This is a genomic window from Microbacterium sp. P5_E9, from assembly GCF_054049175.1.
Map to the genome: position 1 here is coordinate 68,937 of NZ_JBFUMV010000006.1, position 20,673 is coordinate 89,609.

At 70.0% G+C, this 20,673-nt stretch carries 18 protein-coding genes and 1 riboswitch; of the genes, 7 read left to right on the plus strand and 11 right to left on the minus strand.

All coding sequences use genetic code 11. From position 1 onward, the window contains the following. Nucleotides 1-3: 3 nt before the first annotated feature. From kdpA to ACXJ3V_RS10345, 3 genes are read right to left on the minus strand one after another with little or no spacing between them, the layout of a single operon-like run. Complete coding sequence (kdpA, locus tag ACXJ3V_RS10335; protein ID WP_457100214.1) at nt 4-1,695, minus strand: potassium-transporting ATPase subunit KdpA; 1,692 nt, start codon at nt 1,693-1,695, stop codon at nt 4-6. Then, entirely contained in the window at nt 1,695-1,784 is a 90-nt protein-coding gene (locus ACXJ3V_RS10340) for a potassium-transporting ATPase subunit F (protein WP_457100215.1), read from the minus strand. The genes kdpA and ACXJ3V_RS10340 overlap by 1 nt, the downstream gene beginning before the upstream one ends. Further along, nucleotides 1,781-1,942 (minus strand): hypothetical protein, encoded by a 162-nt coding sequence (locus ACXJ3V_RS10345; RefSeq protein WP_457100216.1) that lies wholly within the window; start codon nt 1,940-1,942, stop codon nt 1,781-1,783. The genes ACXJ3V_RS10340 and ACXJ3V_RS10345 overlap by 4 nt, the downstream gene beginning before the upstream one ends. 137 nt (nt 1,943-2,079) lie before the next feature. Between ACXJ3V_RS10345 and ACXJ3V_RS10350 the strand changes: the two genes are divergently transcribed. Genes ACXJ3V_RS10350 through ACXJ3V_RS10360 form a run of 3 tightly spaced genes read left to right on the plus strand, consistent with a single transcriptional unit; the run spans nt 2,080 to nt 4,184 of the window. Beyond that, nucleotides 2,080-2,586: a sigma-70 family RNA polymerase sigma factor gene (locus ACXJ3V_RS10350; RefSeq protein ID WP_457100217.1), complete on the plus strand. Its 507-nt coding sequence runs from the start codon at nt 2,080-2,082 to the stop codon at nt 2,584-2,586. Continuing rightward, complete coding sequence (locus ACXJ3V_RS10355; protein WP_457100218.1) at nt 2,583-3,308, plus strand: zf-HC2 domain-containing protein; 726 nt, start codon at nt 2,583-2,585, stop codon at nt 3,306-3,308. Before ACXJ3V_RS10350 ends, ACXJ3V_RS10355 begins: the two co-directional genes overlap by 4 nt. Nucleotides 3,309-3,347: 39 nt before the next feature. After that, nucleotides 3,348-4,184, plus strand: a complete 837-nt coding sequence (locus tag ACXJ3V_RS10360; protein WP_457100219.1) for a DNA-formamidopyrimidine glycosylase family protein — start codon at nt 3,348-3,350, stop codon at nt 4,182-4,184. Between the two features lie 170 nt (nt 4,185-4,354). On the opposite strand, the gene ACXJ3V_RS10365 is transcribed toward ACXJ3V_RS10360, so the two are convergent. Beyond that, nucleotides 4,355-5,872 (minus strand): DHA2 family efflux MFS transporter permease subunit, encoded by a 1,518-nt coding sequence (locus ACXJ3V_RS10365; RefSeq protein WP_457100220.1) that lies wholly within the window; start codon nt 5,870-5,872, stop codon nt 4,355-4,357. A 249-nt stretch (nt 5,873-6,121) separates the two neighbouring features. On the opposite strand from ACXJ3V_RS10365, the gene ACXJ3V_RS10370 reads away from it, so the two are divergent. Continuing rightward, entirely contained in the window at nt 6,122-8,110 is a 1,989-nt protein-coding gene (locus ACXJ3V_RS10370) for an ABC transporter ATP-binding protein (RefSeq protein ID WP_457100221.1), read from the plus strand. Nucleotides 8,111-8,115: 5 nt separating this feature from the next. Here ACXJ3V_RS10370 and ACXJ3V_RS10375 read toward each other — a convergent pair whose 3' ends face one another. Genes ACXJ3V_RS10375 through ACXJ3V_RS10400 form a run of 6 tightly spaced genes read right to left on the minus strand, consistent with a single transcriptional unit; the run spans nt 8,116 to nt 14,830 of the window. Continuing rightward, nucleotides 8,116-9,075, minus strand: a complete 960-nt coding sequence (locus ACXJ3V_RS10375; protein WP_457100222.1) for a glycosyltransferase family 2 protein — start codon at nt 9,073-9,075, stop codon at nt 8,116-8,118. Beyond that, nucleotides 9,072-10,223 (minus strand): cysteine desulfurase family protein, encoded by a 1,152-nt coding sequence (locus ACXJ3V_RS10380; RefSeq protein ID WP_457100223.1) that lies wholly within the window; start codon nt 10,221-10,223, stop codon nt 9,072-9,074. The genes ACXJ3V_RS10375 and ACXJ3V_RS10380 overlap by 4 nt, the downstream gene beginning before the upstream one ends. Before the next feature lie 2 nt (nt 10,224-10,225). Further along, nucleotides 10,226-11,101, minus strand: a complete 876-nt coding sequence (gene nadC, locus ACXJ3V_RS10385; RefSeq protein WP_457100224.1) for a carboxylating nicotinate-nucleotide diphosphorylase — start codon at nt 11,099-11,101, stop codon at nt 10,226-10,228. Then, on the minus strand, nt 11,101-12,756 hold the full coding sequence (gene nadB, locus ACXJ3V_RS10390) for an L-aspartate oxidase (protein WP_457100225.1): 1,656 nt from the start codon (nt 12,754-12,756) through the stop codon (nt 11,101-11,103). The genes nadC and nadB overlap by 1 nt, the downstream gene beginning before the upstream one ends. Beyond that, entirely contained in the window at nt 12,753-14,102 is a 1,350-nt protein-coding gene (nadA, locus tag ACXJ3V_RS10395; protein WP_457100226.1) for a quinolinate synthase NadA, read from the minus strand. Before nadA ends, nadB begins: the two co-directional genes overlap by 4 nt. Before the next feature lie 11 nt (nt 14,103-14,113). Beyond that, entirely contained in the window at nt 14,114-14,830 is a 717-nt protein-coding gene (locus tag ACXJ3V_RS10400) for an NUDIX hydrolase (protein WP_457100227.1), read from the minus strand. A gap of 116 nt (nt 14,831-14,946) precedes the next feature. Beyond that, a riboswitch (glycine riboswitch) is annotated at nt 14,947-15,038 on the plus strand. A 290-nt stretch (nt 15,039-15,328) separates the two neighbouring features. Between ACXJ3V_RS10400 and gcvT the strand changes: the two genes are divergently transcribed. From gcvT to gcvP, 3 genes are read left to right on the plus strand one after another with little or no spacing between them, the layout of a single operon-like run. Further along, nucleotides 15,329-16,465 carry a glycine cleavage system aminomethyltransferase GcvT gene (gcvT, locus tag ACXJ3V_RS10405; RefSeq protein ID WP_457100228.1) on the plus strand — a complete coding sequence of 379 codons (1,137 nt, stop codon included), beginning with the start codon at nt 15,329-15,331 and terminating at the stop codon, nt 16,463-16,465. Then, nucleotides 16,462-16,845 carry a glycine cleavage system protein GcvH gene (gene gcvH / locus ACXJ3V_RS10410; RefSeq protein ID WP_457100229.1) on the plus strand — a complete coding sequence of 128 codons (384 nt, stop codon included), beginning with the start codon at nt 16,462-16,464 and terminating at the stop codon, nt 16,843-16,845. Before gcvT ends, gcvH begins: the two co-directional genes overlap by 4 nt. Before the next feature lie 53 nt (nt 16,846-16,898). After that, nucleotides 16,899-19,718, plus strand: coding sequence for an aminomethyl-transferring glycine dehydrogenase (gene gcvP, locus ACXJ3V_RS10415; RefSeq protein WP_457100322.1), 2,820 nt, complete (start codon nt 16,899-16,901; stop codon nt 19,716-19,718). Nucleotides 19,719-19,755: 37 nt separating this feature from the next. Here gcvP and ACXJ3V_RS10420 read toward each other — a convergent pair whose 3' ends face one another. Beyond that, nucleotides 19,756-20,574 carry a CPBP family intramembrane glutamic endopeptidase gene (locus ACXJ3V_RS10420; protein ID WP_457100323.1) on the minus strand — a complete coding sequence of 273 codons (819 nt, stop codon included), beginning with the start codon at nt 20,572-20,574 and terminating at the stop codon, nt 19,756-19,758. Nucleotides 20,575-20,673: the final 99 nt, after the last annotated feature.

Genomic DNA, 20,673 nt, shown 5'->3' on the forward strand with positions numbered 1-20,673 from the left:
GGTTCAGACGAGCCCTTCTGCCAGGGGACCCAGCGTGAGCACCGGGAAGTAGGTGAGTGCCGTGACGATGATCGCGACGCCCGCGAGCAGCCCGGCGAATTGAGGGGTGTAGGTCGGGAGCGTGCCGGCCGTCGAGGGGACGACATCCTGCTTGGCGAGCGACCCCGCGAGCGCGAGCACGAGCACCATCGGCACGAACCGGCCGAGGAGCATCGTGATCCCGAGCACCGTGTTGAGCCACGGGGTGTTCGCCGTCAGCCCCGCGAAGGCCGAGCCGTTGTTGTTCGCCGCGGAGGTGAAGGCGTACAGCACTTCGCTGAGCCCGTGGGCGCCGGGATTCCAGATCGAGACGGACTCGACGTCGTCGCGTACCCCGGGCACGGCGAAGCTGAGCGCCGTGCCCATGAGCACGAGAGCGGGCGTCACCAGGATGTACAGGCTCGCCAGCTTGATCTCCTGGGGCCCGATCTTCTTGCCGAGGTACTCCGGGGTGCGACCCACGAGCAGACCGCCCACGAACACGGCGATGACGGCGAGCACCAGCATCCCGTACAGGCCCGATCCGGTGCCGCCCGGAGCGACCTCGCCGAGCATCATGTTGATCATCGGGAGCATGCCGCCGAGCGCGGTGAAGGAGTCGTGCATCGAATTCACTGCGCCGGTCGAGGTCAGGGTCGTCGCGCCGGCGAACAGTGTCGAGCCGAAGATGCCGAAGCGCTGCTCCTTGCCCTCCATCGCACTGCCGGCGAGCTCGGGCGCGGCGCCTTGACCCGATGCCTCGAGAAACGAGAGGACCGTGACGCTGACGAGGAAGATCGCCGCCATCACGCCGAGGATCGCGTACCCCTGCCTGTTGTCGCCGACCATCCGGCCGAACGCCCGGGGCAGCGCGAACGGGATGGCCAGGAGCAGCAGGATCTCGAGCATGGTGCTCCACGGGGTGGGGTTCTCGAACGGGTGCGCGGAGTTGGCGTTGAAGAACCCGCCCCCATTGGTGCCGAGCTCTTTGATCGCCTCCTGCGACGCGACTGGGCCGCCCGGCAGCACCTGGGTACCGCCCGTGATGGTGTGCACCTCGGTGAAGCCGTTGAAGTTCTGCACGACGCCCGCAGCGAGCAGGGCGATGGCCGCGACGATCGACAGCGGCAGCAGCAGCCGGAACGTGCCGCGCACCAGGTCGACCCAGAAGTTGCCGAGGGTGTCGGAGCGTCGCGCGGCGAAGCCGCGGACGAGCGCGATCGCTACCGCGATGCCGACGGCCGCCGACACGAAGTTCTGCACCGCCAGGCCGGCGAACTGCACGGTGTAGCCCATCGTGAGTTCGGGCGAGTAGGACTGCCAGTTGGTGTTCGTGACGAACGAGACTGCCGTGTTGAAGGCCAGCCCTTCGGGCACGGAAGGCAGACCGAGCGCGTACGGGAGCACCGCCTGCAGGCGCTGCAGCGCATAGACGAAGAGGACTCCGGTGGCTGAGAACACCAGCACGCCGCGCAGGTACGCCTGCCAGGTCTGCGCGGATGCCGGGTCCACCCCGATCAGTCGGTACAGGCCGCGCTCGATCCGCAGGTCTTTCCGGCTCTGGTAGCTGTGCGCGATGTAGTCGCCGAGCGGCCGGTACAGCAGCGCGAGGATCAGGATGAGCGTGGCCAGCTGAAGGACCCCGGACCACAGGGCGGCAGAGGTGAGGCCGCCCATCAGAACCGCTCCGGCTTGACGAGGGCGATGACGAGGTAGACGATGGCCGCGACCGCGAGTGCGGCGGCGATGCCGGCGAACACCGTCATAGCTTCTCGACCCCCTTGGCGATCAGGCCGACGAGCGTGAACAGCGCGAGCGTCGCGGCGAGATAGATCACATCGAGCACTGGAACTCCTGTCGATCCCGGGCGGACCCGGTGCGTGCCACGCGATTGCTGTTCGCGCGGATGCCCACTGGCGGGCACGATCGATGCAACACTCGGCTCGACGCCCCGAGACCCGTCCTTACGGAATCCATACGGGCGGATGCCGGATCCTCACGTCACCTGTACGACAGTGAACTTTCGGCACGGGTGTCTCGTGTCCCTTTCAGGAGGTCTGCATGCCACGCGACGATGCCGTGCGGCTGAGCGCGCTGTACGAGGCGCACGCCGCGCCGGTCTGGCGCTACGTCGTGCATCTCACCGGCGACCGCACCGGCGCGGACGACGTCGTGCAGGAGACTCTCCTGCGTGCGTGGCGCACCCCGCGGATCCTCGAGCAGGATCCGGCGACCGCCCGCGCCTGGATGTTCACGGTGGCCCGCCACATCGTGATCGACGGGGTGCGCAGCGCGCACAGTCGACGCGAGATCGCCGTCGCCGATACTCCGGACGTCGCGACCGCCGATCTCACCGACGCCCTGTTCGAGGCGATCCTCGTCGAAGAGGCGCTGGCCTCCCTGTCGGCCGACCATCGCGGCGTCGTCGTCCGGGCGTACTTCGGCGGGCTGGCCGTGGCGGAGATCGCCGCCGAGCTCGACATCCCCGAGGGCACGGTCAAATCACGGCTGCACTATGCACTGCGGGCACTGCGACTCGCCCTGCAGGAGAAGGGGGTGACGCGATGAACCCGGATCACGCGCACTTCGCGGATTGGGATGCCGCGTATGTCCTCGGGGCGTTGAGCCCGTCCGACCGGCGGCTGTTCGAAGCCCACCTGCAGGAGTGCGACGCCTGCCGCGCGGCGATCGTCGAGGCGGCGCCCACCCTCGTGCTGCTCTCGCGGGTCGCGTCCGAGCGTGCGGAATCACTGCTCGACGAGCCCCAGAGCAGCATCGGTCCGGATCCTGGCCTGCGCCGCGACGTCATCGCCAGAGGTGTCCGCGAGTCGCGCCGCCGCCGGCGCACCTGGTGGGTCGCGGGCGCCGCGGCGGCGGCCKCGATCGTGGTGGCTGTCGTGATCACGACGAGCATCTCGATCGGCGGCTCCACTCCGCCCGGCGGCGAACTGGTCACGCTGGATGCCATCGCCGACGTCCCGCTGACGGCGACCGTCGAGCTCGTCGACGTCGCGTGGGGAACCCGGCTGCAGATGACGTGTCGCTACGCCGCCGAAGCCGAGTCCGAAGCGGCGGAGCAGGGATGGCCGTACGCGCTCGTGGTGACCTCCGTCGATGGCACGACCAGCGAAGTCTCCAGTTGGCGTGCGCTGCCGGGCAAGACCGCCCGGATCGAGGCGGGCACGGCCCTCGATCCCGATCAGATCGCCTCTTTCGAGGTGCGCTCCGTGACAAGCGGTCGAGTGCTCATGCGGACCGAGCTGAGGGACACCACCGGCACCGGAGGATGAGCCCGGCACGGCGTCGGGTGGGAGTGGCAGGATGGCGGCATGCCGGAATCCCCTGAGGTGCAGGCACTCGCCGACTTCCTCGACGCGCGGGTCACGGGCCGCGCGATCGCCGACGTCGACATCCTCGAGTTCCGCACGGTGAAGACCCGCACCCGCCCGCCCGCGCAGCTCGTCGGCGAGGCGGTCACGACGGTGCGCCGCATCGGCAAGCACGTCGATCTGCAGTTCCCCGATCGGCACCTCGTGCTCACCCTCGGTCGATACGGCTGGGTGCGGTGGGGCGAGCCCGGCGCGCCGGCGCCGGTGCTCGACGACCCGCCCCCGACGCTGGCGACGATCGGCTTCGACGACGGGGGAGTGGCGGAGGCGACGGATGCCGGCTCCTGGGTCTCGCTCGCGCTCTGGGTGGTCGACGACCCGCGGGACGTTCCCGCGATCGGCAAGCTCGGGCCCGACCCCGCGGATCCGGCGTTCGCGCGCGCGGACTTCGACCGCCCGTTTGCTGGGCGGCGCAAGCAGGTGAAGGCGATCCTGCAGGACCAGGAATCGCTTGCCGGCATCGGCAACGCCTATTCGGATGAGATCCTGCACACCGCGAAGGTGTCACCGGTGGTGCAGGCGGCGACGCTGTCCGCCGAGGAGATCGATCGGCTGTACGACGCGACCACGGGTGTCATCCGTGACACGACCGCCGCCCGGCGCGGCGTCCCGATCGATCAGCTCAAGGCCGCGAAGGTCGCCTCGATGCGCGTGCACGGCCGCACCGGGCAGGCGTGCCCGGTCTGCGGCGACACGATCCGCGACTTCGCGTTCGCGAGTACGACCGCGCAGTACTGCCCGACGTGCCAGACCGGCGGGGCGGTGCTGCCCGGCTGATCCACGCGCAGCCGGGTTAGGATCGGGTCATGGCGACCTCGAACCTCCCCCTCCCCACGCTCATCCCGGTCGGCGATGCGACCCCGCTCACGGTACTCGCGACCGATGCGTCGTGCTGCGGCGGCGAGAGCTGCTGCATCTAGCAGCTGGGCTGCCCGCACGCCTTCAGCTCAGTGCCCCGCAAAAGGCGCGGCGTCCTGGTCGTCCGCAGGCTTGCGGATGAAGAACGCCCCGACGAGCAGAGGCAGTGAGACGATCGCCGCGAGCAGGAACGCCGCGTGCGCTCCGGCCGCACCGGCTTCGGCGAGCGACGCCCCCGACTGCGCCGCGGAGGCCGTGACCGCCGACATGACGGCGATCATCAGGGCGATTCCCGCCGCGCCGGCCACCTGCTGGACCGTGCCGACCACGGCGGAGCCGTGGGAGTAGAGCTTCGGCCGCAGTGAGCCGAGCGACGCGGTGAACAGCGGGGTGAAGGACATCGCGAGACCCAGCGAGAGGATCGTCTGGGCGATCGCGACCACCCAGATCGACGTGTTCTCATCGAACGTCGTGAAGTACCACAGCGATCCCGCGGCGATGATCGAACCGGGGATCAGCAGCACCCGGGTGCCCCAGCGGTCGTAGATCCGGCCGATGAGCGGACCGGTGAAGCCCATCACGAGCGCGCCGGGCAGGGCGACGAGGCCGGTCTGCAATGCCGAGACCCCGAGAACTGCCTGCAGGTAGAGCGGAAGAACGGTGAGCGTTCCGAAGAACGCGACCGAGAGCAGCCCCATCTGGCCGATCGACAGCGAGAAGTTGCCGGAGCGGAAGACCCGCAGATCCATCAGCGCGTCGTCCTCCTTCTGCAGGTGCAGCTGCCGCCAGATGAACAGCCCCAGCGCGATGACGCCCACCGCGAGGGAGACGATCATCGAGATCGTCGAGAGGGAGGATGCCGCGGCATCCGCTTCTGTCACCCCATGCGTCGCCGCGCCCCCGACCTGGCTCAGCCCGAACACGATCCCGCCGAAGCCGAAGGCGGAGAGGATGATCGAGAGTACGTCGAGCGGCGCCTTGGTGGTGCCGCCGAGGTTGTGGATCCAGCGGGCGCCGATGAACAGCGCCGCCAGTGCGATCGGCAGGATGATGCCGAAGATCCAGCGCCAGCTGAGCGTGTCGAGCAGGAACCCGGACAGCGTCGGGCCGATGGCCGGCGCGAGCGAGATGACGACGCTGACGCGCCCCATCATGCGACCGCGCGCGTGCGGCGGAACGACCGTCATCATCGTGGTCATCAGCAGGGGCATCATGATCGCGGTGCCCGATGCCTGGACGACGCGTGCGACCAGCAGCACCGGGAACCCCGGCGCGAGCACGGCGATGAGCGTGCCGAGCGAGAACAGGGTCATCGCGGCGATGAACACCTGGCGCGTCGTGAAGCGCTGCAGCAGAAAGCCGGTGATCGGGATGACGACCGCCATGGTCAGCATGAACGCGGTGGTGAGCCACTGGGCGGCGACCGCGGTGATGCCGAGGTCGACGATGAGGTGCGGGATCGCCACGCCCATCGTGGTCTCGTTGAGGATCGCGACGAACGCGGCCGCGAGCAGCAGCCAGATGACCCGGTTCTCTTCGCGCCCGAGTACGGCGCGCGCGGGCACGCGAATACTGCCAGTGCCGGGGATCGCATCCGTCATGGCCATGGTCGTCTCCTCGTGTCGGGGCGGGGCAGGCGACCACCGAAGTGGCGCATGATCAACGGTAACGGCCTCGTCCGACACCGCATTCCCGGATTGGGTGCCAGCATTCGGATATGGCCGCGACATCTCTGCCCCACACCGCCCTCGCGCTCTAGTCCGATCCGGTCGGGGGGATCGACTTCCACCAGAGCGAAGACCCGATGCACAGCGACTCCGAGCCCGACGTCCCCGGCGCTGATTAGGCTTGCGAGCATGAGTCTCGGCGGAATGCACGGTCCCGGCGGGCCCGGCGGCGGTGCCGGCGCTTCCGGAGCGCGCGGCGGTGCCCGAGGCAGTGCCGGTGGCGCCTCCGGCGGCGGTGCGACCTTCCGCGGCGTCGACATCGCGGCGCAGAAGCGGCTCAACGCCGCCGCCCCCGTCATCCCGGATCTGGGCCACCGGGTGATCGCGCTGTTCCGTCCGTATATCGGGCGGCTCGTGTTCACGGGGCTGCTCGTCGTCGCCGGCGCGGCGATCGCCGTCGTCCCCGCCCTCATCGTGCAGCGCATCTTCGACGACGCGCTGTTCCCCGTCGATGGCGGCAGCCCCGACATCCCCCTGCTCATCCGGCTCGTGCTCCTCATGATCACGCTGTTCCTCTTCTCCGCCGGACTCGGCGTTGTGCAGACGTGGCTCACCGCGACCGTCGGCAACAACGTCACGGGCGACCTTCGGGTGCGACTGTTCGATCACCTGCAGTCGATGGAGCTCGCCTTCTTCACGCGCACCAAGACCGGCGTCATCCAGTCCCGCCTGCAGAACGATGTCGGCGGGGTGTCAGGAGTGCTGACCAACACCGTCACGAGCATCCTCGGCAATCTCGTCACGGTCATCGCGTCGCTCATCGCCATGATCCTCATCGACTGGCGCCTCACGCTCATCGCGGTCGTGATGATGCCGTTCCTCGTCTTTGTCCAGCGCCGCGTCGGCCAGGTGCGTGCGCGCATTGCCGGCCAGACCCAGGAGTCGCTCTCCGAGCTCACCGCCATCACGCAGGAGACCCTCAGCGTCTCGGGCATCCTGCTTTCGAAGTCGTTCAACCGCCAGCGGGCGGAGTCCCAGCGGTACCAGGACGAGAACCGTCACCAGGTGGGTCTGCAGGTCCGCCAGTCCATGAGCGGTCAGGGCTTCTTCGCGGTCGTCCAGGTGCTCATGTCATCGGTTCCGGCCGTGATCTACCTCGTCGCGGGGTACCTCATCACCGGCAGTGTCGATGAAACGATCACCGCCGGCACGATCGTCGCCTTCACGACGATCCAGGCGCGGCTGCTGTGGCCGCTCATGGGCCTCATGCGGGTCGCTCTGGACGTGCAGACCTCCGCGGCGCTGTTCTCGCGGATCTTCGAGTATCTCGACCTGAAGCCCGCCATCAGCGACGCGCCCGACGCTGTCCCCCTGTCGGGCGCACCAGGCCAGCTCGGGCGCGTCGAGTTCCGCGACGTGTCGTTCCGGTATCCGGATGCCTCGGCCGAGGGTCGACCGACGCTGCAGGGAGTCTCGTTCATCGCCGAGCCCGGCCAGCACGTGGCCTTCGTCGGTCCGTCCGGGGCGGGCAAGACGACCGTGCTGTATCTGACCCCGCGCATGTATGAGGTGTCGTCCGGCGCCGTGCTGTTCGCGGGCGAGGACGTGCGTCGCCTCACGCAGGAGTCCATCATCGCCAACGTCGGGATCGTGTCGCAGGAGACCTACCTGTTCCACGCGACGATCCGCGAGAACCTGCGGTACGCGAAGCCGGATGCCACCGATGCCGAGCTGGTCGAAGCCTGCCGGGCGGCGAACATCCACCACGTCATCGAGACCTTCGAGAACGGGTACGAGACGATCGTGGGGGAGCGCGGCTATCGGCTCTCCGGGGGCGAGAAGCAGCGCATCGCGATCGCGCGCGTGCTCCTGAAAGACCCCGCGGTGCTGCTGCTCGACGAGGCGACCTCGGCGCTCGACACGGTGTCCGAGCGGGTGGTCCAGGAAGCGCTGGACGCCGCAGCCCGTGGCCGCACCACGCTCTCGATCGCCCATCGCCTCTCGACCGTCATCGGCGCCGACGTCATCCATGTCGTGGACGGCGGCCGCATCGTCGAGTCGGGCACCCACACCGAGCTCCTCGCGCGCGGCGGGCTCTACTTCGAGCTGGCGGAGCAGCAGCTCGCCTCGTCCCGCATCCTCGAGATCGAGTCCTCCTTGCCGCAGCCGGGGGCCTGACGCAGCTACCAGAGGCGGGCAGCGGCAGCGAGGAAGGCTGCGTCGTCCGGCACTTCCGCGGCGGGGCCGCCCCGCGACCACAACTCGCGCGTGAACACTCCGAGGGCGCGGCGGTACCCGTCATCGGGGTGATCCTGCGCGATCCGCACGAGGGGCGGGAGGTCCATCGCGAGGATCAGACGCACCCGCGCCTGCACGGCGGCTGGGTGCCCCGCGGCGTCGAGTTCGGCGATGCCCCCCGACATCCCCTCGAGGTACTCGCGCAGCACCGGCACGGCGTGCTTGCCCTGCGAGATCGACGAGCCGTCCGCGCGCTCGCGCCAGTGCGCGACGACATCGGGGATGACGTCGAAGCTGCGGGCGCTCGCGTACATGCGCTGCGCGACCACCTGGTCCTCATACAGTCGTCCGACCGGGAACCGGAGCCCCGTCCGCCGCCAGAATTCGAGCCGGCTCACCTTCGACCAGGCGACGATGTTGCCGGATGCCTCGGGGTGCTGGTCGATCGTCACCGCTCGGCGCTCCGGCGCGGTCGCGGCCGCGACCCATGGCTGCACGACACCGGGGGCGTAACCGCCGTTCCCGTCCGGTCGCAGCCGCACGTAGGCGCCGGCGGCGAAGTCGCTACCGGTCTCGTCGAGCACGCCCACGAGTCGCTCAAGGGCGGTCGGCGTCAGCGCGTCATCCGCGTCCAGGAAGCCGATCATCGGCGTGGCCGCGAGGTCGAGTCCGGTGTTGCGCGCGGCGGCGAGTCCTTGGCGATGCTCGTGCCGGACGACGCGGAAGCGCGGATCCGCGGCGGCCGCAGCGGTGAAGATCGCGCCCGTCTCGTCGGTCGATGCGTCATCGACCAGGATGGCCACCCAGTCGTCGCGCGTCTGCCGTTGGAGCGAGGCGAGCGCCTCCGCGGCGTAGGGCGCGACGTCGTACCCGGGCACGATGACGGTGACAGCGGGCTTATTCATCTGCCCGATTGTATGGCCGCCACGGATGCCGCGACCGCGTCGGCGACACCGTCCAGCGGCTCGCGCAGATCGTGCGGGAACGAGAAGCGCACGGCGGTCTGCGCGACCTCTCGCGGCACGCCCATCGCGACGAGCACGTGCGAGGCCTCGTCGCTGCCCGCCGCGCAGGCGGAGCCGCTCGAGGAGACGATGCCGCGCCGTTCCAATTCCAGCAGCACCGCCTCGCCGCTCGTCCCCGCGAAGGTGAAGCTCGCGGTCGCGGGCAGGCGGTGCACCGGGTCTCCGGTCAGCCGCGCGGACGGCACGCTGTCGAGCACGCGCCGGATGAAGGCATCCCGCAGCACGATCAGCCGGGTGGATGCCTCGATCCGTTCGGCTTCGGCGAGTTCCAGGGCGGTAGCCAGCCCGACGGCGCCTGCGACGTCCTCGGTGCCGCTGCGACGACCGCGCTCCTGACCGCCGCCGTGCAGCAGCGGTTCGAGCGGGATCCGACCGCGGACGCCGAGCGCGCCCGTGCCCTTGGGCGCCCCGACCTTGTGCCCGGCGATGGAGATCGCATCGACGCCGAGCTCCGCCGCCGACAGCGACAGCCAGCCGGCAGCCTGCACCGCGTCGATGTGCACGGGGATGCGGCGGGCTCGGGCGATGGCGGCGATGGCGGCGACATCCTGGATCGTGCCGACCTCGTTGTTCGCGTAGCCGATGCTCACGAGCGCCGTGTCGTCGCGCAGCGCGCTGCCGACGTCGGCGGGGGAGACCCGCGCGGCGGCGTCGACGGGCACGTGCGTGACTTCGAACCCGTGCACGCGGGCGAGGTACTGCGCGGACTCCAGCACCGACTCGTGCTCGATGGGCGTCGTGACGACGTGGCCGGCACCGCGCCCGAGCTGCGCGGCGATCGCGATGCCCTTGACCGCGAGGTTGTTCGCCTCGGTGCCACCCGAGGTGAAGACGATGTCGCCGGTGCGCAGGCCGAGCACGCGCGCCACGCGGGCCCGGGCATCGGCGAGGGCTTCGGCCGCGGCTTCGCCGACGGTGTGGTGGCTCGAGGGGTTTCCGAACCAGTGGGTGAGGAACGGCATCATCGCCTCGAGCACCTCGGGCCGCACCGGGCCCGTCGCGGCGTTGTCGAGGTAGCGGAGCGCCACGGTCAGTCCTGCAGCACGGTGGGATCAGTGTCGATGCGCACGTCGAGCCCCAGATCGAGAGCGCGCGCGGAGTGGGTCAGCGCACCCACTGAGATGACGTCCACGCCCGTCTCCGCGATGGCGCGGACGGTCTCCAGAGAGACGCCGCCGGATGCCTCCACCGTGGCGCGGCCCGCCACTTGGGCGACGCCGCGGCGGAGGTCGTCGAGCGAGAAGTTGTCGAGCATGATCGTGTCGATTTCGGCGGCGAGCACCGGCTCGATCTGGTCGAGTCGGTCGACCTCGACCTCGATGTGGGCGGTGTGGGGCAGACGGGTCTTCGCCGCGAGCAGTGCGTCGGTCACCGAGGCATGCTTCTGCGCCAGCACCGCCAGGTGGTTGTCCTTGGCCATGACCGCATCGGACAGCGAGTACCGGTGGTTGCGTCCACCGCCGTTCACCACGGCGTGCCGCTCGAACGCCCGCAGCAGCGGAGTGGTCTTGCGCGTGTCGGCGATCCGGGCGTTCGTGTGCGCGACCTCGGCGACGTACCGACCGGTGAGGGTGGCGATGCCCGACATCCGCTGCACGAAGTTGAGTCCGATCCGCTCCGCGGTGAGCACGGACCGCGCCGGGCCCGTCACCACCGCGAGCACCGCGCCGGCCTCGAACCACTCGCCGTCCTCGACGACGAGCTGCACCGCGACCCGAGGGTCGGTGAGCCGGAACGCGGCTTCGAAGACGGCGCCGCCGCTGAACACGCCGGGCTCGCGAGCGACCAGATCTGCGCGTGCCACGGCGGTCTCGACGATCAGGTACTCGCTCGTGAGGTCGCCCCAGGGGGCATCCTCTTCGAGCGCGGCCGCGACGACGCGGTCGATCACCGCAGGCGTGAGCATCAGGCGACCGCCGGCGTCTGCGCGGATGCCGCGAACGCGTTGTCGCCGTGTATGTCGTCTCGGCGATAGTGAGCGCCGACGGACTCATGACGCGCACGCGCCGCCGCGACGAGCTGCTCGGCGACCGCGAGAAGGTTCTCGTCCTCGAACTGCGCCTCGGTCCGCGGTGTCCGGTGGGCGGCGTGCCAGCCGGCGAGGACGGATGCCGCGTGCCGCAGCCCCTCTTCGTCCCGGACGAGTCCGGCGTCCTCCCACATGAGCTCCTGCAGGGCGGCGCGCGAGAACGGCGGCACCGACACTCCGGGTTCGAGGTGTCCTGGGTCGACGTCGCGGCCGGCTGCGCCCGCGACCGGCCACACGCCGGTCTCGAGGTCGGCGGCGATCGCATCGCCCGCGCGGGCGCCGAAGACAGCGCCCTCCAGCAGAGAGTTCGATGCGAGCCGGTTCGCACCGTGGACGCCCGTGCGGGCGACCTCGCCGACCGCATACAGCCCGGGGATCGACGTGCGGCCCTCGATGTCGGTGACGACCCCGCCCATCAGGTAGTGCGCGGCGGGAGTCACCGGGATCGGGTCGCGAGCCCAGTCGAGCCCACGGTCGCGCACGGCGCGGTCGATCGTGGGGAAGCGCCGCGCGAGGAACTCGGCACGCTCCTCGTACGTGGGCCGCAGTCCGGTCGCGTCCAGGCGCACCGGGCGTCCGCCCTGCAGCTCCATCTGCCGCGCGATCGCGCGGGCGACGACATCGCGGGGGGCGAGTTCGCCATCCGGGTGGGCGTCGAAGGCGAACCGGCGGCCGTCGTCGTCGATCAGGGTCGCGCCCTCGCCGCGCACGGCTTCCGACACCAGGAACGAACCGGCAGCGGCGTTCCCCTCCAAAACCGTCGGGTGGAATTGGAAGAACTCCAGGTCATCGACGGCAGCTCCCGCGCGGATCGACGCCGCGATGCCGTCCGCAGTGGCGACCGGCGGGTTCGTCGTGTGGCTGTAGAGCTCGCCCGCTCCACCGGTGGCGAGCACTACCGCGTCGGCCGCAATCTCCTCGCGGCGCCCCTCGACAGCGGGGGTCGCGGCGGTGGCCGCCCGGTCGCCGACGAGCAGGTCGACGCCCCGCACGCGTCCGTCCCGGAGCACGAGATCCATCAGGAACGCGTGCTCGATGACGCGCACGCTGCTGGCCCGGAGCCGCGCGACGAGCGCCTTCTCGATCGCGGTGCCCGTGGCATCCCCTCCCGAATGCAGGATGCGCGGATACGAGTGCGCCGCCTCCAGTCCCTTGACGAACGCGCCCTCGGCGTCGCGGTCGAACGAGACGCCGAGGTCGACGAGTTCGCGGATGCGCGCGGGCCCCTCTTCGGCAAGCACGCGCACGGCGGCGGGGTCGTTGAGGCCGGCTCCCGCGGTGAGCGTGTCGCGGATGTGGTCGGCGATCCGGTCGTCGTCGAACATGACGCCGGCGATGCCGCCCTGCGCGTAGCGGGTGTTGGCGTGCTCGAGCACGTCCTTCGTCACGAGCGTGACGTGGCAGCCGTGCTCGACCGCGTGCAGCGCGACCGTGAGGCCGGCGATGCCCGATCCGACGACGACGACCTCGACAGCGAGATCATCCGGCCCCTGAGCCTGTCGATCGGGCCGCTGAGCCTGTCGAAGGGTCATGACGCGTTCTCCCAGGCTCCGACCGGCGCTGCCGGCGGCTTGGCGGCCAGCATCCGCTCCAGCGCGAGGCGTGCGGGGTCCGCGACATCCTGCGGCACCGTGATGCGGTTGCGCACCTCGCCGTCGACGAGGCCCTCGAGCACCCAGGCGAGGTAGCCGGGGTGAATGCGGTACATCGTCGAGCAGGGGCAGACCACCGGGTCGAGGCAGAAGATCTCGTGCTGCGGGTTGGCGGCGGCGAGACGCTGCACGAGGTTCACCTCGGTGCCGATCGCGAACGTCGTGGGCTCGGTCGCGGCCTCGATCGCCCGGCGGATGTAGTCGGTGGATCCGGACTCGTCGGCGGCGTCGACGACGGCCATCGGGCATTCCGGGTGCACGATCACGCGCACGCCGGGGTGCTCGGCGCGGGCCTTGTCGATCTGGTCGACGGTGAAACGGCGGTGCACCGAGCAGAAGCCGTGCCACAGGATCACGCGCGAGCCGAGCAGGTCGTCGGCGGATGCCCCGCCCAGCGGCTTGTTCGGATTCCACATCGGCATCTGCTCGAGCGGGACGCCCATCGCCTTCGCGGTGTTGCGGCCGAGGTGCTGATCGGGGAAGAACAGCACGCGACGGCCGCGCTCGAACGCCCACTCCAGCACGGTCCGCGCGTTGGACGAGGTGCAGACGATTCCGCCGTGGCGGCCGACGAAGCCCTTGATCGCGGCGGAGGAGTTCATGTAGGTCACCGGGATGACCGGCACGAGACCGTCGGCATCTGGGGTGTCCATATCGCCGTAGATGTCCTCGAGCTGCTCCCAGCACTCTTCGACCTGATCGATGTCGGCCATGTCCGCCATCGAGCAGCCGGCCGCGAGGTTGGGCAGGATCACGGCCTGCTCGGGTCGGGAGAGCAGATCAGCGGTCTCGGCCATGAAGTGCACGCCGCAGAACACGATCGCCTCCGCCTCAGGGTGCGCCTGCGCGGCGTTCGCGAGCTGGAACGAGTCGCCGACGTAGTCCGCGTGGGCGATCACCTCTTCGCGCTGGTAGAAGTGGCCGAGGATCACGACCCGGTCGCCGAGCGTCGCCTTCGCCGCGACGATCCGCGCGTCGAGTTCGTCGTCGGATGCCTCGCGGTACTCGGCGGGCAGCTCGCCCTGGCGGGGCGACCCGGTGGGGATCACGTCCCCCATCGAGGAGCCGGGGCCGTAGCCGGGGCGGGTGTCGAAGTTCCAGGGTCCGGCGGCGAGATCGGTGTTGCAGGTCTCGGCCGTCGATGCTCCGGCGACGATCGCCTGGATCTCCCGGTCGACCGACGGGTCGATGGGCCGAGGCTGGAGGGTGAGGTTCACGGCAGACATGGGGACTCGATTCACTGGGCGACGCTGAGCGGGCCGCGTTCGGCGAGCTCGACGTCACGGTCGTAGCGGTACAGGCGCGCGGGCCGGTGGCTGCCCGTGCGGAAGCGGTCGGTGGGGATCAGGTTTCCGGACGTCTCGACCTGGCGACGGAAGTTCGCGGGGTCGAGGCGTCGGCCGAGGATCGATTCGTACACCTCGCGCAGCTGCGCGAGAGTGAACTCATCGGCGAGGAGGCCCTGCGCGATCCGGCTGTAGCCGACCTTGTTGCGCAGACGCCAGAGGGCGTACTCGACGATCTCGTTGTGGTCGAACGCCAGTAGCGGCAGATCGGCGACCTCGAACCAGGCGACGTTCTCCTGGGTGGCGGTGAACGAGACGTCCTCGCGCACGAGCGCCCAGTACACGATCGACACGACGCGGGTGGGGGAGCGGTCGACCGCGCCGAAGGCGTAGAGCTGCTCGAGGAAGCTGGGGGCGAGTCCGGTGGTCTCGGCGAGGGTGCGGGATGCCGCGGCATCCAGGCTCTCCGCGATGTCGAGCCAGCCGCCTGGCAGGGCCCATGAGCCCTCGAAGGGGTCGCGGGTGCGGCGGACGAGCGGCAGCACGACCACCGGGCGGTCCTGGCCCGGGTGGCGCCGCAGGCTGAAGATCACCGTCGAGACCGCGACGCGCGTGGTATCGCCGTCTGCGATCGCAGTCTCCGTAGGGAGCAGCTCGGTTCGTGTCATGGTGACCTTATCTGTCGATCCGATCTTATAGTCACCTCGACCAAAAGGCAAACCGCTTGCGCTCGCCGCTCCCGGCCCGGATCGGTATGCTGGATCAGCAACTTAACAAAGGCCGCATGACGTGTGCGGGAGAGCCCCGACCTCGGTCGGGCACCGAAGGAGCAAGCCTCCCCGCCAATCTCTCAGGTCCGCGTACCGCAGACGTCCGGCCGCTCTGGAAAGCGATTTCGAGCGAGCGAAGCGAGCAAGAAATCGGGTTGAGTAGGCGCCCCGGCGCCGTATCGAAACCTCCCAGGCGAGACGACCGCAACGCGTCTCCATCTCGCCCTGGGAATCGAAAATCAACGCGATTCGCAAGCAAAATCGAAATCCGCCGACGGTGAAAGCCGCGGCATCCGTCCTTCGACGCGATGCCCGGTGAAACTCTCAGGCCGATGACAGAGGGGGAGTTCAACAGGAGCCGTCCGGCGACTGCCCGCCCGTGACCCGGGAGAACTCATGACCGACCCTCGCTCCACCCCGCTGCACGAGCGCCACGCGGCGCTCGGCGCGTCATTCATCGACTTCGGCGGCTGGATGATGCCGGTGCGCTACTCGTCCGACCTCGCCGAGCACCACGCGGTGCGCACGGCCGCGGGCCTGTTCGACATCTCGCACATGGCCCAGTTCGTCGTGACCGGACCCGACCGCGACGCGTTCCTCGCGTACGCGCTCGCGCTCGACCCGGGCCCGCTCAAACTCTCGCGGGCGAAGTACACGATGGTCCTCGCCGCGGACGGCGGGATCATCGACGACCTGATCGTGACCCGCACAGGCGAGGACCGCCTGCTTATCGTCGCGAACGCCGGCAACCGGGACGTCGTCCGCGAGGCGCTCCAGGACCGCATCGTAGGCTTCGACGCCGTCCTGACGGAAACGGATGACGCGCTCATCGCCGTCCAGGGCCCGCGGGCGCAGCAGATCCTCGAGCAGACCGACGGTCTCGCACACGACGATGCGCTCGCGATGGGCCACACCCTCGAGACTCTCCCGTACTACGCCGCCATGGGCATGCGATTCGGCGCGAGCACGGTGCTCGTCAGCCGCACCGGCTACACCGGCGAAGACGGGTTCGAGCTGAGCGTCGCGGCCGACCGGGCCGGCGAGCTCTGGGACGCGCTCCTTGCGGCCGGCGCACCGCTCGGCCTGGTTCCGGCCGGCCTCGCCGCCCGTGACACGCTGCGCCTCGAAGCCGGCATGCCGCTCTACGGCCACGAGCTGTCGCTCGACATCGTGCCTGCCCAGGCCGGCCTCGGCCGCGCCGTGCCGCTCGCGACCAAGACTGCGAACTTCGTGGGTCGCGCGGGCATCGAGGCCGCCGCATCCGGCGCCGCCACTGAGGGGCGGGTCCTCGTCGGCCTCGTGAGCGAGGGTCGGCGCGCCGGCCGCGCCGGCTACGCCGTGCTCGACGCATCGGGCGCCACCGTCGGCGTGATCACGAGTGGCGCGCTGAGCCCGACGCTCGGGCACCCGATCGCGATGGCGTTCGTCTCGCCAGCCGTGAGCGCACCAGGCACCGAACTCTCCATCGACGTGCGGGGAACCAGCATCCCCGCGACCGTGACCGCCCTGCCCTTCTACCGGAGGAAGAAATGACCGATCTCGCCAGCCTCAAGTACACCGCCGAGCACGAGTGGGTCGCCGTGGACGGCGACGTCGCGACGATCGGCATCACCGACTACGCCGCCGACAAGCTCGGCGACGTCGTCTACGTCGATCTGCCCGCAGCGGGTTCGACCGTGACGGCAAACGACGTCTGTGGTGAGATCGAGTCCACGAAGTCGGTGGGGGAGCTGTACGCCCCGCTGACGGGCGAGGTCGTCGAGGTGAACGACGCCGCCCTCAGCGACCCGTCGCTGGTCAACTCCGCCCCGTACGGCGACGGCTGGCTGATCAAGCTCCGCGTCGACGCGAGCGCGGTCGACGGCCTGCTGGATCGCGACGCCTACGTCGCGCTCACGGGCGGCGACGCGTGAGCGGCGCATTCGCGAACCGGCACATCGGAACGGATGCCGCGGCCCAGCGTCACATGCTGGCCACGGTCGGGTACGACAGCGTCGAGGCGCTCGTCGAGGCGGCGGTGCCGGCATCCATCCATGTCAGCCCCAGGGAGACCACCGACATCCCCCCGGCGGCGACCGAGGCGGAGGCGCTCGCGGAGCTGCGGGCGCTGGCGTCGCAGAACCGCACGGCGCGCCCGATGATCGGGCTCGGCTACTACGACACGCTCACGCCGTCGGTGATCTCGCGGAACGTGCTGGAGAACCCGTCCTGGTACACGGCGTACACGCCCTATCAGCCGGAGATCTCGCAGGGCCGACTGGAAGCCCTCATCAACTTCCAGACGATGGTCACGGATCTCACCGGCCTCACCACCGCGAACGCCTCGATGCTCGACGAGTCGACCGCCGTGGTCGAAGGCATGCTGGTCGCGCGGCGCGCCTCGAAGTCGACGTCCCCCGTGTTCGCGGTCGATGCCGACTCCTTCCCGCAGACCAAGGCGCTGCTGCAGGCTCGCGCGACCGTCGTGGGCATCGAGATCGCCGAGGTCGACTTCGCGCGCGGTGAGACGCTGCCCGACGAGATCTTCGGTGTGTTCGTGCAGTACCCCGCGGCGTCCGGCCGGATCTGGGACCCCACCGCCGTCATCGATGCCGCGCACCTGGCCGGCGGTCTCGCCGTGGTCGCCGCAGATCTCCTCGCCCTCACGCTGATCGCTTCCCCCGGTTCGCTCGGCGCCGACATCGCAGTCGGCACGACGCAGCGGTTCGGCGTCCCGCTCGGCTTCGGCGGTCCGCACGCCGGTTACATGGCCGTGCGCGCCGGCCTGGAGCGGCAGCTCCCTGGCCGACTCGTCGGAGTGTCGCAGGATGCCGCCGGCCACCCCGCCTACCGGCTCGCCCTGCAGACCCGCGAGCAGCACATCCGCCGCGAGAAGGCGACCTCGAACATCTGCACCGCTCAGGTGCTGCTCGCCGTCATGGCCGCGATGTACGCGGTGTATCACGGCCCGGAGGGGCTGAAGGCGATCGCCACCGAGGTCGCGCAGAAGGCGCAGGCGCTGGCGGAGCGGCTCCGCGAGTACGACCTGCACCTCGCGTCCGACTCCTTCTTCGACACACTGCGGGTGGTGACGCCAGGACCCGCCCAGCGGGTCGTCGACCGTGCACGCTCGAAGGGGTACCAGCTGCACCTGGTGGACGAGGCGACGGTGGGGCTCTCGGTGGATGAGACCACGACCGCCGACGATCTCGCCGCTGTCGCGTGGGCCTTCGGGCTGCCGGCTGCCGACGCGCACGATGTGCGCGACATCCGCTTCGACGATGCGGTGGCGCTCGCGGGCGTGACGGCCGCGCTGCACCGCACCGACGAGTTCCTCACGCATCCCGTGTTCACGAGCCATCACTCCGAGACGGCGATGATGCGCTACCTCAAGCAGCTCGCCGACCGCGACTATGCGCTCGATCGCGGCATGATCCCGCTCGGCTCCTGCACGATGAAGCTCAATGCCGCCACCGAGATGGCGGCCGTGTCCTGGCCCGAGTTCTCCCGCGTGCACCCCTTCGCCCCCGAGGCGGATGTGCACGGCTACCTCGCCATGATCGAGCAGCTCGAGGTCTGGCTCGCCGAGGTCACCGGGTACGACGCGGTGTCGCTGCAGCCGAACGCCGGGTCGCAGGGCGAGCTCGCCGGGCTGCTCGCGATCCGCGGCTACCACGACGCCAACGGCGACACCCGTCGCGTCGTGTGCCTGATCCCCTCGTCGGCGCACGGCACCAACGCCGCCTCGGCGGTGCTCGCCGGCATGAAGGTCGTCGTGGTGGCTTGCGACGAGGCCGGCAATGTCGATCTCGCCGATCTGCGTGCGAAGATCGCGCTGCACGCCGAGGCGCTCGCCGCGCTCATGATCACCTACCCGTCGACACACGGCGTGTACGAGCACGACGTGCTCGAGATCACCCAGGCGGTGCACGACGCCGGCGGCCAGGTGTACGTCGACGGCGCCAACCTGAATGCGCTGCTCGGCTTCGCCCGCTTCGGCGACCTGGGCGGCGACGTCTCGCACCTGAACCTGCACAAGACGTTCGCGATCCCGCACGGCGGCGGTGGACCGGGTGTCGGTCCGGTTGCGGCGAAGGCGCACCTCGCCCCGTTCCTGCCCGGTCACCCGTTCGCCCAGCGCAAGGATCACGCGGGCGGCGTCTTCCAGGGTGGTCCGATCTCGGCCGCTCCGTACGGGTCGGCGGGGATCCTGCCGATCTCGTGGGCGTACATGCGCATGATGGGCTCCGAGGGCCTCCGCGCTGCCACCGCGGCGGCCGTCCTGTCGGCCAACTACATCGCGGTGCGGCTGTCCGAGCACTACCCGCTGCTGTACGCGGGCGAGGGCGGCCTGGTCGCCCACGAGTGCATCCTGGACCTCCGGCCCCTGCGGGACGCCACCGGCGTCGCCGTCGACGACGTCGCCAAGCGACTCATCGACTACGGCTTCCACGCACCGACGATGTCGTTCCCCGTCGCGGGCACCCTCATGGTCGAGCCGACCGAGTCCGAGGACCTCGGCGAGATCGACCGCTTCATCGACGCGATGATCGCGATCAAGGCCGAGGCCGATGCGCTGGCTGCGGGGGAGTGGCCGGCCGATGACAACCCGCTGGTGAACGCCCCACACACCGCGCAGGCCGTCGTCGCGGGCGAGTGGACCCACCCGTATTCGCGTGAACTCGCGGTCTACCCGGTCTCCGCGCTCATCCGCACGAAGTACTGGCCGCCGGTCCGCCGGATCGATCAGGCCTACGGCGACCGCAACCTCGTCTGCGCCTGCCCTCCGATCGAGGCCTTCGCCTGAGGAAGACGGATGCCGCGGCCCGCGGCATCCGTCCCTCTCAGGAGGTGGCGGTCGGGGTGGGAGTCGGCGACGGCGTGATCGCCGGCGGCGCGAACACCCCCGGCCAGAGCGCTGCCGCCAAGGGATACCCAACGAACGCGACGATGTCCAGCAGCGTGTGCGCGATGATCAGGGGCATCACGCGGCCCCAGCGCCGGTAGCACCAGCCGAACACCACGCCCATGATGAAGTTGCCGACGATCGCGCCGAAGCCCTGGTACGCGTGGTACGCCCCGCGGAGCGCCGCGGTGGCGAGGATCACCGACCACCACGACCAGCCGAGGCGCCGCAGCCGGTCGAAGAGGTAGGCGATGAAGATGACCTCCTCGGTCAGAGCCGCCCGCACGGCGGCGAAGACGAGGAGCGGCACCGTCCACCAGGACGGGTCGAGCGGCGAGGCATCCACCTGCAGGGTGATCCCGAGCGCGCGGCCGGCCGCATAGAGGGCGAGCCCCGGAACGCCGATCACGACGAAGAGCAGGATGCCGCGGCCGAGGTCGCCGCCGAACCGGTGGAAGTCCAACCCGATCCGCCGGAGCGCGTTCGATCCGGGCTCCCAGAGCAGGTAGACCGCGAGAGCGACAGGCGCCAGGGCGAAGAACAGCGCGAGGAACTGGTAGAGGACGTCCCAGAACTGCTGGGCGTTCGCGGACGGGTTCAGCTGAGTCTGCTGATCGCCGAGCGCCTGCTCGCGCTGCAGCGCCTGCACCAGCTGGAGCACGGAGTACAGCGCGAGTCGACCCACCGACAGGGCCAGGACGATCGCAATCTCCCACCACAATCGCGCGCGGCTGGGCGGATTGGTGGGAAAGGACATAGCCGGCGGCAGTTCTGGCGCGCTCACGTTGTCAGAATGTCACACCCGGCGACGGTTGAGTTAAGGGTTTGTAACGTTTTCCCGGGATGTTTTGGCCAT

Coding starts and splice junctions, on each gene's coding strand:
- kdpA (WP_457100214.1), bottom strand. CDS start 1,695: ATGGGCGGCCTCACCTCTGCCGCCCTGTGGTCCGGGGTCCTTCAGCTG.
- ACXJ3V_RS10340 (WP_457100215.1), bottom strand. CDS start 1,784: ATGACGGTGTTCGCCGGCATCGCCGCCGCACTCGCGGTCGCGGCCATC.
- ACXJ3V_RS10350 (WP_457100217.1), top strand. CDS start 2,080: ATGCCACGCGACGATGCCGTGCGGCTGAGCGCGCTGTACGAGGCGCAC.
- ACXJ3V_RS10360 (WP_457100219.1), top strand. CDS start 3,348: ATGCCGGAATCCCCTGAGGTGCAGGCACTCGCCGACTTCCTCGACGCG.
- ACXJ3V_RS10365 (WP_457100220.1), bottom strand. CDS start 5,872: ATGGCCATGACGGATGCGATCCCCGGCACTGGCAGTATTCGCGTGCCC.
- ACXJ3V_RS10370 (WP_457100221.1), top strand. CDS start 6,122: ATGAGTCTCGGCGGAATGCACGGTCCCGGCGGGCCCGGCGGCGGTGCC.
- ACXJ3V_RS10375 (WP_457100222.1), bottom strand. CDS start 9,075: ATGAATAAGCCCGCTGTCACCGTCATCGTGCCCGGGTACGACGTCGCG.
- nadC (WP_457100224.1), bottom strand. CDS start 11,101: ATGCTCACGCCTGCGGTGATCGACCGCGTCGTCGCGGCCGCGCTCGAA.
- nadB (WP_457100225.1), bottom strand. CDS start 12,756: ATGACCCTTCGACAGGCTCAGCGGCCCGATCGACAGGCTCAGGGGCCG.
- nadA (WP_457100226.1), bottom strand. CDS start 14,102: ATGTCTGCCGTGAACCTCACCCTCCAGCCTCGGCCCATCGACCCGTCG.
- ACXJ3V_RS10400 (WP_457100227.1), bottom strand. CDS start 14,830: ATGACACGAACCGAGCTGCTCCCTACGGAGACTGCGATCGCAGACGGC.
- gcvT (WP_457100228.1), top strand. CDS start 15,329: ATGACCGACCCTCGCTCCACCCCGCTGCACGAGCGCCACGCGGCGCTC.
- gcvH (WP_457100229.1), top strand. CDS start 16,462: ATGACCGATCTCGCCAGCCTCAAGTACACCGCCGAGCACGAGTGGGTC.
- gcvP (WP_457100322.1), top strand. CDS start 16,899: ATGCTGGCCACGGTCGGGTACGACAGCGTCGAGGCGCTCGTCGAGGCG.
- ACXJ3V_RS10420 (WP_457100323.1), bottom strand. CDS start 20,574: ATGTCCTTTCCCACCAATCCGCCCAGCCGCGCGCGATTGTGGTGGGAG.